14 protein-coding genes are annotated in these 13,474 nt (G+C 66.6%); 6 read left to right on the top strand and 8 right to left on the bottom strand.

Going from position 1 to position 13,474, the window contains the following annotated elements:
• Positions 1 to 16: 16 nt before the first annotated feature.
• The 5 genes from ASC78_RS27810 to ASC78_RS24700 form a co-directional block, all read right to left on the bottom strand.
• Complete coding sequence (locus ASC78_RS27810; RefSeq protein WP_055807747.1) at positions 17 to 1,054, bottom strand: hypothetical protein; 1,038 nt, start codon at positions 1,052 to 1,054, stop codon at positions 17 to 19.
• Complete coding sequence (locus ASC78_RS24715) at positions 1,051 to 1,761, bottom strand: hypothetical protein (RefSeq protein ID WP_055807745.1); 711 nt, start codon at positions 1,759 to 1,761, stop codon at positions 1,051 to 1,053. Before ASC78_RS24715 ends, ASC78_RS27810 begins: the two co-directional genes overlap by 4 nt.
• Before the next feature lie 268 nt (positions 1,762 to 2,029).
• Positions 2,030 to 3,478: a pyruvate kinase gene (gene pyk / locus ASC78_RS24710; RefSeq protein WP_021012969.1), complete on the bottom strand. Its 1,449-nt coding sequence runs from the start codon at positions 3,476 to 3,478 to the stop codon at positions 2,030 to 2,032.
• 84 nt (positions 3,479 to 3,562) lie between these two features.
• Entirely contained in the window at positions 3,563 to 4,756 is a 1,194-nt protein-coding gene (locus ASC78_RS24705) for a phosphoglycerate kinase (RefSeq protein ID WP_055807743.1), read from the bottom strand.
• A 90-nt stretch (positions 4,757 to 4,846) separates the two neighbouring features.
• Positions 4,847 to 5,755 (bottom strand): LysR family transcriptional regulator, encoded by a 909-nt coding sequence (locus ASC78_RS24700; protein ID WP_055807742.1) that lies wholly within the window; start codon positions 5,753 to 5,755, stop codon positions 4,847 to 4,849.
• A gap of 85 nt (positions 5,756 to 5,840) precedes the next feature.
• Here ASC78_RS24700 and ASC78_RS24695 point away from each other — a divergent pair, with 85 nt between their 5' ends.
• The 6 genes from ASC78_RS24695 to ASC78_RS24670 are packed head-to-tail and all read left to right on the top strand — an operon-like array spanning position 5,841 to position 11,353.
• On the top strand, positions 5,841 to 6,389 hold the full coding sequence (locus ASC78_RS24695; protein WP_055807740.1) for a VOC family protein: 549 nt from the start codon (positions 5,841 to 5,843) through the stop codon (positions 6,387 to 6,389).
• Positions 6,382 to 7,503, top strand: coding sequence for an alpha/beta hydrolase family protein (locus ASC78_RS24690; RefSeq protein WP_055807737.1), 1,122 nt, complete (start codon positions 6,382 to 6,384; stop codon positions 7,501 to 7,503). Before ASC78_RS24695 ends, ASC78_RS24690 begins: the two co-directional genes overlap by 8 nt.
• A gap of 7 nt (positions 7,504 to 7,510) precedes the next feature.
• On the top strand, positions 7,511 to 9,160 hold the full coding sequence (locus ASC78_RS24685) for an FAD-dependent oxidoreductase (protein WP_055807735.1): 1,650 nt from the start codon (positions 7,511 to 7,513) through the stop codon (positions 9,158 to 9,160).
• Positions 9,157 to 9,360, top strand: coding sequence for a DUF2783 domain-containing protein (locus ASC78_RS24680; protein WP_055807733.1), 204 nt, complete (start codon positions 9,157 to 9,159; stop codon positions 9,358 to 9,360). Before ASC78_RS24685 ends, ASC78_RS24680 begins: the two co-directional genes overlap by 4 nt.
• Positions 9,357 to 10,334 carry an MBL fold metallo-hydrolase gene (locus ASC78_RS24675; RefSeq protein WP_055807731.1) on the top strand — a complete coding sequence of 326 codons (978 nt, stop codon included), beginning with the start codon at positions 9,357 to 9,359 and terminating at the stop codon, positions 10,332 to 10,334. The genes ASC78_RS24680 and ASC78_RS24675 overlap by 4 nt, the downstream gene beginning before the upstream one ends.
• Positions 10,335 to 10,375: 41 nt before the next feature.
• Positions 10,376 to 11,353, top strand: a complete 978-nt coding sequence (locus ASC78_RS24670) for a Bug family tripartite tricarboxylate transporter substrate binding protein (RefSeq protein ID WP_055807729.1) — start codon at positions 10,376 to 10,378, stop codon at positions 11,351 to 11,353.
• Positions 11,354 to 11,452: 99 nt separating this feature from the next.
• Here ASC78_RS24670 and ASC78_RS24665 read toward each other — a convergent pair whose 3' ends face one another.
• The 3 genes from ASC78_RS24665 to fmt are packed head-to-tail and all read right to left on the bottom strand — an operon-like array spanning position 11,453 to position 13,472.
• On the bottom strand, positions 11,453 to 11,791 hold the full coding sequence (locus tag ASC78_RS24665) for an AzlD domain-containing protein (protein ID WP_055807726.1): 339 nt from the start codon (positions 11,789 to 11,791) through the stop codon (positions 11,453 to 11,455).
• On the bottom strand, positions 11,788 to 12,528 hold the full coding sequence (locus ASC78_RS24660; protein ID WP_055807723.1) for an AzlC family ABC transporter permease: 741 nt from the start codon (positions 12,526 to 12,528) through the stop codon (positions 11,788 to 11,790). The genes ASC78_RS24665 and ASC78_RS24660 overlap by 4 nt, the downstream gene beginning before the upstream one ends.
• Positions 12,528 to 13,472: a methionyl-tRNA formyltransferase gene (gene fmt, locus ASC78_RS24655; RefSeq protein ID WP_055807912.1), complete on the bottom strand. Its 945-nt coding sequence runs from the start codon at positions 13,470 to 13,472 to the stop codon at positions 12,528 to 12,530. The genes ASC78_RS24660 and fmt overlap by 1 nt, the downstream gene beginning before the upstream one ends.
• Positions 13,473 to 13,474: the final 2 nt, after the last annotated feature.

The raw sequence follows: 13,474 nt of genomic DNA, 5'->3' as shown, positions 1-13,474 counted from the left end.
CCGCGCATCGATGGGTTCAATGGCGCATGACCATCACCGGCGCCTCCATTGCAGGCTGCTGCTGCGCTTGCGCCTGTTGTTGCGCAACCCATTGCTCCTGCCGATTCACCTCCGCGATTCCCTCTGCAATCACCTCTCGGCCCGGCGGCAGGTCCGCCAACGTCTGCTGCATTCTTCTGAAGGTGGCGACATCGGCGCTCAGCATGCGATCCAGAAACGCGGACAGGTCGTCGGTGGGTGAGGGCTCCTTGGATGGCGTCTGCGGCGTGCGTTGCGCTTCGCCTGTTGCTTCTGCAGGCGCGGCGCCAGGCAGCATGCGGCTCGCCGCGGCGTCACAGAATTGGCCGTAGGTTTGCCTGGTGTTCGATGTGATGTTGCCCCTGTTGTTCTGAGCCAGCGCAAAGGCGGCCGCCTCCATGACCTGGGTGGCCGTCATGTGGCCGGGTTCTTCCCGGGCGGCATCGGAAATGCGTCTGGCGATCAGGTGGTCGTGGCCTTCGCCGCGGCTGCCGTGCACCCCTTCACCGCGCCAGCGGGATTCCAGTTGGACTTCATGTTCCGTGAGGGGCCGTTGTTCGAGTTCGGCAGCCAAGCGATTGGTTTCCAGGATCTCATCGCGCACTTTGACTTCGTTGTAGTGGGCGTAGCCTTCGGTCAGGTGGCAGGCGCTCTCGTAAGCGGCCTTGTCTTTTCCCGTCAGGGCGTTGGAGCGCGCGGTCGCGATGGCGGCATTGGGTTCTTCAACGCGAAAGTGCCCGAGTTCGTGGGCCAGGATGCTGACCGTGCCTTCGGGGGTGTCGAAGCGGTCGGAGGCGATGTGGAGGTAGCCTGGGAAGTCCTTGCTCATCGGCGTGCTGTACTCGCCCGCACCGGTCCTGGGATTGACCTCTGCGGCGACGGTGTAGTCACTGGCTGCGTAAGCGCGCATGTCGGCCTTGAGGGTTTCCGACCTGTTGATCATCGCGAGTGCGTCCGGCGAAATGTTGTACGCCTTGAATTTGTTATTTTTGTCGGCCATCCACTCTGCTGTGATGGCTGTGGTAATCGTGCTCATTTCTTGCCTTCCTCCCTCTGATTTTTCAATGATTCGAGGTCGCGCTGGACGGTAATGCGTCCCACGCATTCGTAGTAGCTGAAATCGAATTCAACTCGCCCGTTGCTGGGCCCCTTGAAGAAGCGGGGAGTGACATAGAAGATGCCCTGGAGCTTTCCTGTTTGAAAGGGCGGCGATGGCACCACCCCTGGCAACGCCACAGCAGGCGCTACGGTACGGTGTGGCGAGACGGTAAAGCCATCGCCGAAGGTGGCGATCACATCCGCCAGTGTCACGCATGATTTCCTGATGTCGACGGCAAAGCTGAAGTACCTTTCCCCCCCAAACCTTGGCCTGTCGTCATCTGCACGCGTGTAGTAAAAGTTGCTGACCCCCGCTGGCAAATGTTGAATCTCTTCTGCCTTCCCCGCCCCCGCCGAGATTCGCCAAGGAACATTTCTGGACTCGCTGTAGTCCCGGTCGTTCTTGATCCCCAGGGTTTCATAAAACAGGTGGCTTGGATCGGAGAGGTCATCCGTCCGTGCGATGCACCAGGCCAGTTCGACGATCGGGTGCTTCGGCGGCCGGGCTTCGGCACTCTGAACCGCGCATGACGCTGCCGTCGAGGAGTTGAAATTCGACACCCCAGGCAGGACGCCGCACCCTACAACGGACACCGCCGTCGCCAAGGCCAGCAGCACCGCTTTGAATGCATGCAATTGCTTCATTGATGTTCCTGCCCTTCCGGATGTCGCGATCACATCCGCAGTGTCACGCAGGATTTCCTGGTGTCGGTTCAAAACCAACGCGCCTTTTCCCGCCGATCGTGAACTTATCGACGTCTATGCGTTGGAAGGGTTGAAGTTCGACACATCCGGCAAAACGCTCAACGGGCAGCGCCATCAGCAAGGCCGGCAGCATCGCCTTGGACGTAGCAATTGCCCATTAGATGTCCCCCGCCCTTCCGGCGTTCGAGACATCGTCAATACCGATCGATCAGCTCGCCCTGCAGATCTTCAGCATGTTGGTGCCGCCCGGGGCGCCCATCGGCTCACCGCAGGTAATTGCGTAGACATCGCCGGTCTGCACGATGCCGCGCTTCTTCAGGTGCGCTTCGGCCTGCTCGAGCGCGGTGTCGCGGTCGCTTTCCGAATCCATCAGCAGCGGGCGCACATTGCGGTAGAGCGCCATCCTGCGCTGCGTGGCAAGGCGCGAGGTCAGCGCGTACATCGGAATGTGCGCGCGGTGGCGGCTCATCCACAGTGGCGTGGAGCCGGACTCGGTGAGCGCCACGATGGCCTTGGCGCCGAGATGATGGGCGGTGAACAGCGCGCCCATGGCAATCGACTGGTCGATGCGGCTGTAGGTCTTGCCGCTGAAGTCGGCGTCGAGCATCTTGTCCTCGGCCGATTCGGCGGCTTCGCAGATGCGGCTCATCTCCTGCACGGTTTCGAGCGGGTAGCGGCCCGAGGCGGTTTCGGCCGAGAGCATCACGGCATCGGTGCCGTCGAGCACGGCATTGGCCACGTCGCTCACTTCGGCGCGCGTGGGCACGGGGTTGGTGATCATCGACTCCATCATCTGGGTCGCGGTGATCACCACCTTGTCCATGTCGCGCGCCATGCGGATCATCTTTTTCTGCAGCGCGGGCACGGCGGCATTGCCCACCTCCACCGCGAGGTCGCCGCGCGCCACCATGATGCCGTCGCTCGCGCGGAGGATTTCTTCCAGCTTGGGAATGGCCTCGGCACGTTCGATCTTGGCGATCAGGCCCGGCTTGTGGCCGAATTCGGCCGCCGCCACGTTGCAGAGCTGACGCGCCATTTCCATGTCGGTGGCGTTCTTGGGAAAGCTCACCGCCACGTAGTCGGCCTGGAAGCTCATCGCGGTCTTGATGTCTTCCATGTCCTTGGCCGTGAGCGCCGGCGCCGTGAGGCCGCCGCCCTGCTTGTTGATGCCCTTGTTGTTGGAGAGCTCGCCGCCTAGCTTCACGGTGGTGTGCACCGCCTCGCCGCGCACCGCGTCGACCGTGAGCACGATGAGGCCGTCGTTCAGCAGCAGCTTGTCGCCGGGGCGCACGTCGCGCGGCAGGTCCTTGTAGTCGAGGCCGACCGCGTCGGTGTCGCCGGGTTCGGTGCGCGAGGCGTCGAGCACGAACTTGGCGCCCGGCTCGAGCCAGACCTTGCCCTGGGCAAACTTGCCGACGCGGATCTTAGGGCCTTGCAGGTCGGCCATGATCGCCACTTCGCGGCCCGTCTTGCGGGCGGCCTCTCGCACCATGGCCGCGCGGTCGATGTGGTCCTGCGCCGTGCCGTGGCTGAAGTTGAGCCGCACCACGCTGACCTTGTTCAGGATCATCTGTTCCAGCAGCTCGGGCGTATTGGACGCCGGGCCGAGCGTGGCGACGATCTTGGTGGCGTGGCGGGGAAGGCGATCCGTGATCATTGAACAAGTCTCCGTTTTGTATTCTCTACTGTATACACTTTATGTGACTACAGGAAGTAGACGCGGCGCGCGCCGCCTGAAAAATCAACCCGCGGCACGCTTTGAAAGAATCTCGAAGGCCGGGAGCGTCTTGCCCTCGAGCACTTCGAGGAAGGCGCCGCCGCCGGTCGAGATGTAGCCGACCTGCTTTTCGATGCCGTACTTGGCAATGGCCGCGAGCGTGTCGCCACCACCGGCGATCGAGAAGGCGCTGCTGTCGGCGATAGCTTGCGCGATGGCCTTGGTGCCGCCCGCGAAGGCATCGAACTCGAACACGCCCACCGGGCCGTTCCAGACGATGGTGCCGGCTTCGCGCAGCTGCGCGGCCAGTTGCGCGGCGGTCTTGGGGCCGATATCCAGGATCAGGTCATCGTCGGCCACGTCGTTCGCGTCCTTCACCGTGGCGGGCGCGTCGGCCGCAAAGGTCTTGGCCGTGACCACGTCCACCGGAATCGGCACGTCGGCGCCGCGCGCACGCATGGATTCGATCACCGCCTTGGCCTGGTCGATCAGGTCGGGCTCGGCCAGCGACTTGCCGATCTTGAGGCCGGCCGCGAGCATGAAGGTGTTGGCAATGCCGCCGCCGACGATCAGCTGGTCGACGTTGGCCGACAGGCTCTTGAGGATGGTGAGCTTGGTGCTCACCTTGGAGCCCGCCACGATGGCCACCAGCGGCCGCTTGGGCAAGGCCAGCGCCTTGGAGATGGCGTCGATTTCGGCCGCGAGCAGCGGGCCGGCTGCGGCAATCTTGGCGAACTGCGCGATACCGTAGGTGGTGGCTTCGGCGCGGTGGGCGGTGCCGAAGGCGTCGTTCACGTAGATGTCGGTGAGCGCGGCGAGCTTGCGGGCCAGCGCTTCGTCGTTCTTCTTCTCGCCCTTGTTGACGCGGCAGTTCTCGAGCAGCACGACCTGGCCGGGCTTCACGTCGACGCCATCGACCCAGTTGGCCACCAGCGGAACCTCGCGGCCCAGCAGTTCACCCAGGCGCTTGGCCACGGGAGCCAGCGAGTCCTCGGGCTTGAATTCGCCTTCGGTCGGGCGGCCCAGGTGCGAGGTGACCATCACGGCGGCGCCGGAATCGAGCGCCAGCTGGATGCAGGGCACCGAGGCGCGGATGCGCGTGTCTTCGGTGATGTTGCCCGCGTCGTCCTGCGGCACGTTGAGGTCGGCACGGATGAAGATGCGCTGGCCGGCGGCCTTGCCCTGCGCGCAGAGGTCGGTGAATCGAATGACGTTCATGGATCTGGAAGTGGTGGAAGACAAGTCGCCTGCATTGTAGGTTTCGCTCCGCGGCGGCCCTACCCGCGTGATGCCGCACGCCGATGCTTTTCAGGCGCCTTTTTGCTGCTCTCGCGCAAAGCGCTCGAGGACCTCGACAAAGCTCGCGGCGGCGGGCGAGAGGGTGCGCCGCGCGGCGCTGTAAACGCAGACCTCGCGGTGGAAGTCGGGCGACTCGAGCCGCACCATTTGCAGGCCGTGGGCGCGCACCAGCGGCGCCGAATAGGTCGGGCACACGGTGAGGCCCAGGCCCGAGGCCACCATGCCGAGCGCCGTGGTCATGTACGACACCTCCTGCGTGGCCGGGCGCAGCATGTAGTCGCGCTCCGCGGGCGCCAGTTCGGGCAGCACGCGCTGGCGGAAGTCCCGCGTGGGCGCGATGAAGGTGTAGGGCTCGAGCTCGTGCCAGCGCACCTTGCGGCGCTTGGCAAAGGCATGGCCGGGCGGGCAGATCAGCCAGTGCCGGTCGCGCAAGAGGGTGCGGCGCTCGATGGCGGCATCCACCGCCACGTCCTGCCCCACCGCAAGCTCCACGTCGCCGGCCATCACGCCGGCCAGCAGGTGCTCCGGCAGCGTGTCGGCCAGGCGCACGTCGACATCGGGATAGGCCTGGCGGTAGACCGCAATCACGCGCGGCATCAGCGTGCAGGCCATGAGTTGGGGCGCTGCAAGACGCAACACACCTTTCTTCTTGTCACGCAAATCCGTCACGCCGGCCACCGCGGTCGTGAGGTCGCCGAGCAGGCGGTGCACCGAAGGCAGGAACTCGCGGCCGGCTTCCGAGAGCTGCACGCGGCGCGTGTGGCGGTCGAGCAGCTGGACGCCCATTTCACGCTCGAGTTCGCGCACCAGCACGCTGAGCGCCGACTGCGTGAGGTGCAGCTGCTGCGCCGCGGCAGTGAAGCTGCCGGTTTCGGCCACGGCCGCGAAGGCGCGCAACTGGCGCAGGGTTAGATTCATATGGTTATTTCATCAATGGATGAATTAATTTCGATTGCATCATAAGACGCGGCATCGCCCAATCACGGCTTACCGGAGACAAGCCATGCCGACGACTGCCAACGCGGCCCCGCCAGTTCGCGGGCTGCATCATTTCGCCTGGCGCTGCCGCGACAGCGAGGAAACCCGCCGCTTCTACGAGGACCTGCTGGGCCTGCCGCTCGCCCACGTCATCAAGAGCGACCACGTGCCGAGCACGGGCGAGTACTGCCCCTACGTGCACATCTTTTTTCAGATGCGCGATGGCTCGTACATCGCCTTCTTCGACCTGGGCGACGACGTTGCCGCACTGCCTTCGCCCAACACGCCCGCATGGGTGAACCATATTGCGCTGCGGGTCGACTCGGTGGACGACCTGCTCGCCGCCAAGACGCGGCTCGAAGGCGCGGGCGTGGAAGTGCTGGGCGTGACCGACCATCACATCATCGAGTCGATCTATTTCTTCGACCCCAACGGCATCCGCGTGGAACTCACCACGCCGACCGTGCCGCAGGCCGAGATGGATGCGCATGCGCGGCGCGCCCGCGCGGACCTCGATGCGTGGACCGCACGCAAGGCGGAGCTTCGTGCAGCGAAAGGCGATGCGAATGTCTGAACTGCAACTCGCCGTCATCGATGTGAAACCCGGAGCGGCCCTGGAAAGCCAGTCGGGCCTGCAGATGCTGCGCCCGCGCATCTACGGCGCGTTTCGCGCGCCGCTGGGGCCGAAAAAGATCGCGGCCATCGTGATGCACCCGACCAGCAACTTCATGGGCCACTACCTGATCGGCCCGCTGGCGGAGCGCGGCATCTGCTGCATGGGATTGAACTCGCGCTACGTGGGCAACGACACGGTGCTCTTGATGGAGCGCGCCATCCAGGACCTGGGCGCCGGCGTGCAGTACCTGCGCGCGGCCGGCTACGAAAAGGTGTTTCTCATCGGCAACTCGGGCGGCGCGGCGCTCGCGAGCCTCTACCAGGCGCAGGCCGAGAAGCTCACGGCCACGCACCTGCCCGATGGCGACCCGACCCACCTGCACCCGAGCGACCTGCCGCCGGTGGACGGCATTGCGCTGTGCGCCGCGCACCTGGGCCGCACGCGGCTGATGCGCGACTGGATCGATCCCTCTGTCACCGACGAGCACGACCCGCTTTCGGTGGACCCCGAGCTCGACATGTATGACCCGCGCCACCGCGTGCCCTACGACGCCGAATTTCTGGCGCGGTTCAGCGCGGCGCAGAAGGCACGGCTCAATCGCATCGAGCAATGGTGCGTCGAACGCCTCGCATTGCTTCGGAACACGCCGGGCGCTCCGCGCGACCAGGCCTTCATCGTCTACCGCACGCACGCCGATCCGCGCTGCGTCGATCTTTCGCTCGACGCCAACGACCGCCTGCCGGGCAGCGTGTGGGGCGATGCGCGGCAGGTGAACTATTCGGCCAACGCGATGGGGCGCACCACCTCGCTCACGGCCTTTCTTTCGCAATGGTCGTCGCGCTCGCAGGCCGACGGGCCCACCAACCTCGCGCGCACCACGGTGCCCAAGCTGCTGCTGACCTACACGGGCGACCAGTCGACCTTTCCGAGCACGCGCGATGCGTGGCTGGCCGCCGGCGGCGCGCGCATCCGCAACGTCGACATCGTGGGCGGCAACCACTATCTCGCGGGCCAACCCGAGCTGGTGCCCAAGGCGGCGGATGCGATCGCCGAATTCGCCCACGCGCTGTAGAAGAAACATGGAAAGCTTTGCATTTGCGCCGGCCTACGAGCTTCCGAGCTGGCCCTTCACGCCGCCGCCCGAATTGGGCAGCCCCCGAATCGTCCGGCACCCGATCGTGATCGTCGGCGCCGGGCCCTCGGGCCTCACGCTGGCCTGCGACCTGGCGCAACGCGGCGTGCGCGCCGTGCTGCTGGACGAAGACGACACCGTCGGCGTGCGCGGCGCCTCGTCGCGAGGCATCTGCTATGCGCAGAAGAGCCTTGAGATTTTCGAGCGCCTGGGCATCTACGAGCGCATCGCGGCCAAGGGCGTGACGTGGTCGTTCGGGCGCACCTTCTCGGGCGAACAGGAGGTCTACAACTTCAACCTGCAGGCGAACAGCGTCTCCAGGCAGCCGCCGTTCATCAACCTGCAGCAGTTCTATCTCGAGTGGTTCCTGGTCGAGCGCATTCTCGAACTCGGGCTCACCGACCTGCGGTGGAAGAGCCGGGTGACGCGCGTGGAGCCCCTCGGCGACGGCGTGCGCATCGACGTCGAGACACCCGCGGGCCGCTACACGATCGAGGCCGACCGGCTGATCGACGCCACGGGCGCCAACAGCCCGATCCGCACGCAGCTCGGCATCGATGCGCACTCGTCACGCAGCACCGACCGCTGGTGCATCAGCGACGTGCGCTTCAAGAAGCCGTTGCCGGTCGAACGATGGACCTGGGTCGACGCCCCCTTCAACGAAGGCCGCGGCGTGTGGCAGCACCTGATGGCCGACGGCGTGTGGCGCATCGACTACCAGATGCCCGAGGACTGCGACACGGCCACCATCAGCCAGCCCGAAGTGGCGGGCGCGCGGCTGCGCCAGCAGCTCGGGCCGGACGTGGAGTTCGAGTTCGTGTGGATCGGCCCATATGGCTACCGCGACCATCTGCTCGACAGCTTCCGCCACGGCCAGGTGTTCTTCATCGGCGATGCCGCGCACGTGGTGAGCCCCTTCGGCGCCCGCGGAGGCAACAGCGGCATCCAGGACGCCGCAAACCTCGGCTGGAAGCTCGCGCTGGCCCTGCAAGGGCAGGCCGGCGATGCGCTGCTCGACAGCTACGACGCCGAACGCCAGCCCGCGGCAAGGCAGAACCTCGAAGTGACGAGCCGCTCGGCGCGCTTCCTCGCGCCGCGTTCGCCGGCCGAGCACACGCTGCGCCGCGCCGTGGTGGCGCTGGCTGCGCGCCACCCGTTCGCGCGGGCGCTGGTGAACACCGGCCGCATGTCGGTCGCCAACGACTATCCGTCCGCGCCCCAATTGCCCGAGGGTGGGCGCACCGTGCAGAACCTGCCGCTGCGCTGGGCCGATGGGCGCGAGACGACGCTGATGCAATTGCTGGCCGAGGGCACGCGGTGCATTGGGCTATGGCTAGCACCGACACGCGCCGAAGCTGAAGCGGCATTGGCAGCGACCGCCTCGCTTCCCTTTCAGTTGCTGACCATCGGGGGCGACAGCGGCCTGCCGGCGCTGCAGGCCGACGACCGGCTCACCAGCCACCTGGGTCTTCGCGAGGCGGGTAGCTTCGCGCTCGTGCGCCCCGATGCCTACCGCGCCGCATTGCTCGCGCACGCCTCGCCCGATGCGATCGCGGCTGCGTTGCGCACGGCCCTTGCCCAGGACACCACCCCATGATCACCGAGCCCCGCATCCCCGACCCCGACGGTTTCTACGCGGCCTTGCTCGCCGCGCATGAAGGCCTGGACGGCGCGCAGAGCGCCGATCTCAACGCCCGCATTGTGCTGCTGCTGGCCAACCAGTGCGGCGACCAGGACGTGCTGCTGGCCTGCATCCGTGCGGCGGCCGAAGACTCCCCAACAAGCAAAGCCCCATGAACGCCAACGTCTCCTTCGCCTCTGCCTCCGACACGCGCGAGCAGAAGCCTCGACTCCGGGAACTCGCGCCCGGCGTGTACGGCTACATCAGCGATTTCGATCCGAACTGCGGCTTCGTCGTCGGCGACGAGCAGGTGGTGCTGATCGACACGCGCCCCACACCGCGCATGGCGCGCGACTTTCTCGCCGCCATCCGCACGGTGACCGACAAGCCCATCAAGACCATCGTGCTTACGCACTACCACGCGGTGCGCGTGATGGGCGCCAGTGCCTTCGACGAGGTCGAGGCCATCGTCGCCAGCAACGGCACGCTCGACTGGATCCGCACGCGCGGACAGGCCGATTTCGATTCGGAGGTCGGCCGCTTTCCGCGCCTGTTCGCGGGCGTGGAAGAGATTCCGGGCCTCACGTTCCCGACGATGAGCTTCGAGCGCGAGATGAGCCTGTGGCTCGGCCCGCGCCCGGGCCTCGGCCGTGAGCTTCGCTTGATGGCACTGGGCCGCGGCCATTCGAGCGGCGATACGGTGGCGTGGCTGCCCGACTGCGGCGTGCTGTTTTCGGGCGACGTGGTGGAGAACCACTGCGGCGTGTATGCGGGCGATGCCTACATCGGCGACTGGGCCGGCACGCTCGACGCCGTCCTTGCGCTGAAGCCGCGCGTGCTGGTGCCGGGACGCGGCGCGGTGCTGCAGGACGAAGCCGCTTGCGCCGAGGCCATCGGGCTCACCAAGGCGTTTCTCGGGACGTTGCTGGGCAGCGTGAAGGCCGGCATTGACGCAGGCGAAACGCTCAAGGACTGCTTCGCGCGAGCAGAGGCAGCGATGGCGCCGCGCTTCGGCACCTGGCCCGTGTTCCAGCACGTGCTGCCCTTCGACGTATCGCGCGCCTATGACGAGCTGCGCGGCATCGAGCATCCCGTGGTGTGGACAGCGGAGCGCGACCGCGAGCTCTGGCAGACGCTCCGCGGCGATTGACCCGCGAACGATTTCAAGACAAGCAACGGAGACAAAAGACGATGAAACGCTTCCTTCCCCTCCTGGCCGCAGCCCTCGCGCTGGCCGCCAGCCCCTTTGCATCCGCGCAGCAGCCGGCGGCCTACCCGAGCCAGCCCGTGAAATGGATCGTGCCCTACGTGGCCGGCGGCGGTACCGACAACCTTGCGCGGGCGCTGGCGGAGGCGATGCAGCCATCGCTCGGGCAGCCGCTGATCATTGACAACCGGCCGGGCGCATCCACCAACATCGGCGTGTCGGTGCTGATGCAGGCCAAGCCCGACGGCTACACGATCATGCAGGCCGAGAACGCGGCGCTGCTCTTCAACGAGCACATGTTCGCCAAGCTGCCCTACAAGCCCGCGAGCGATTTCACGTACATCGGCACCATCGGCCGCTTTCCGGTGGCGCTGGTCGTGCACCCCGACTTTCCCGCGAAGAACGTGGCCGAGTTCGTGCGCTACGTGAAGGCCAACCCGGAGAAGGTGAGCTACGCCTCGCCGGGCAACGGCTCGCCGCACCACATGGCGATGGAGCTCTTCAAGCAGAAGGCGGGGGTCAACATCACGCACGTGCCCTACAAGGGCGCCGCGCCCGCCATGACCGACGTGATGGGCGGCCAGGTGCCGACGATGATGCTCGACCTGGCTTCGGGCCTGCCGATCATCAAGGCGGGCAAGGTGCGCGTGCTCGCGATCGCGCTGCCGCAGCGCGCCAGCGCACTGCCCGACGTGCCGACCTTCATGGAAGCCGGCTTCAACGATGTCAATGCTTATGCCTTCCACGGCCTGATTGGCCCGGCCGGCATGCCGCCCGACGCGGTGGCGCGCATCAACGGCGAACTGCACAAGGCGATGAAGGCACCGAAGGTGGCGAAACTGTTCGCGGAATTCGGCTTCGAGCCACTTCCGGGCACGCCGCAGGAGTTCTACAAGCTCTCGCGCGCCGAAAGCGAGCGCTGGGGCAAGATCATCCAGGCCGCCGGCGTGAAACTGGATTGAAAGAGCCCCCCGGCTTTTCATTCCGCTTCGCTGCGTGTAACTCCACCCCCCGAGGGGGAGGCGCGGCCCGCCTTGGGGCGGCCCGGCGGCGGCCGCCGGCTACCAGCCGAGCCCCAGGTGCAAGGGCAGGTACACCGCCATGCCCGCCAGCATCGTGCCGAACACGCCGCGCCGCCAGTAGTAGTAAGCGGCGCCGACCACTGCGGCGTACAGGCGGGCGTCGTGCAGCGTGGTGATGAGGTGGCCCTGGGTCATCACGATCTCGGGTGCGATCACGCCCGCGAGCGCGGCGGCCGGTGCGTAGTGCAAGGCGCGATGCGCCCACTCGGGCAGGCCCCAGGGCCGGTCGAGAATGAAAAAGAAGCAGCGGGTGAGCACGGTGACCGCGGCCAGGCCGACGATCACGCCCAGGGTCCACCAGTCGGTGGTCGCGCTCACTTGTCGTCCTCCGCGTCGGGGTCGAGCCCGAACTGCTTTTCGAGCCAGAAGCACAGCAGCACCGCCACGCCGATGGCCACCACGATGTTGAGCTTGAGCGGCAGGGCATAGGCGGCCACGGCGGTGACGCTGGCAATCAGCGCGGCCAGCACACGCAGCCGCGTGGTCGCCATCGAGCAGACGATCGCCACCAGGCTCAGCACGCCAGCAAAGCCGAGTCCCCAGTTCTGCGGAATGAAATTGGCCAGTGCGATGCCCAGGAGGCTCATTCCCATCCAGGAGCACCAGGTCACGAAGTAGTTGCCGGTGAGGTAGGCCTCCTGAGCCTTCTGCTCATCGCCGACGAGCGGCGGATGGGGGTATTTTCTTGTGAAGAGGGCGTAGCTAAGGTCGGCCGTGAGATAGCCGTGCGTCATGCGGCGCCAGCGCGGCATGTGCATCAGGTAGGGCCGCAGGTGCAGGCTGAACACCACGAAGCGCAGGTTGACGCAAAAGCCCGTGGCCAAGATCACCCAGGCGGGCGCGCCCGCGAACAGCAGCGGAATGGCCGCAAGCTGGGAGCTGCCGGCGTAGACCAAGAGCGTCATGGCCACCGACTCGAGCACGCTCATGTTCGACTTGACCATGGCCACGCCCGTCATCAGGCCCCAGGCGCCGATGCCCAGCGCGGCCGACGACATATCGCGCATGCCCGCGCGAAATTCCGGGCGGCGGCGGATGGCGGCGGACAGGAACATCAGCCGAAGCGCTGCCCGGGCTTCAGGTCGAAGCCGCGCAGGAAATCGGCCACGGCCAGGCGCTTGCCGCCGGGACGCTGGAGTTCGGTCGCCATCACGATGGAGTCGCCCGCCGCCACCGCCACGCCGGCGTCGGTCACGGCCAGGAGAGTGCCCGGCGCGGCCGACACTTCGGCCGCGACCGCGTGCGCGGACCAGAGCTTGATGGTCTCGCCGTCGAGCGGGCTGTTGGCGCCCGGAAAGGGATCGAATGCGCGAATGCGCCGCACGATGGCCTCGGCGGGCTGGTTCCAGTCGATCTGGGCTTCGTGCTTCTCGACCTTGTTGGCATAGGTGACGCCATCGGTCGGCTGCGGCGTGCGCGTCAACTGGCCGATGCTGGCCAGCGCCTGGACGATCATGCGGCCGCCCAGCTCGGCCAGGCGGTCGTGCAGGCGGGCGGTGTTGTCGCCGCCGATGTCGACCGCTTCGCGCAGCAGCATGTCGCCCGTGTCCAGGCCGGCGTCCATCTGCATGATGGTGATGCCGGTCTGGGCGTCACCGGCTTCGATGGCGCGGTGGATTGGCGCTGCGCCGCGCCAGCGCGGCAACAGGCTGGCGTGGATGTTGAGGCAGCCGAACTTCGGCAGATCGAGCACCCAATGCGGCAGGATGAGCCCATAGGCGGCGACCACCATCACGTCGGGCTGCGCTGCTAGAAGGGCCTCGCGTGCGGCCGAGGCATCTTCCGGGTACTTGCCGTCCAGGCGCAGGCTGCGTGGCTGCGCCACCGGCCAGTGGTTGGCCACGGCGCATTGCTTGACGGGCGAAGCCTGCAGCTTCATGCCGCGGCCCGCGGGCCGGTCGGGCTGGCTCAGCACCAGCGTGATTTCATGGCCGGCGGCGGCAATGGCTTCGAGCGCGACGCGCGCGAACTCGGGCGTGCCCGCGAAAACGACTTTCAGCG

The sequence above is a fragment of the Variovorax sp. Root318D1 genome, assembly GCF_001424835.1.
Lineage (GTDB): Bacteria > Pseudomonadota > Gammaproteobacteria > Burkholderiales > Burkholderiaceae_C > Variovorax.
Note: the sequence above shows the minus strand (reverse complement) of the source record. Positions and strands in the feature narration are given on the sequence as shown.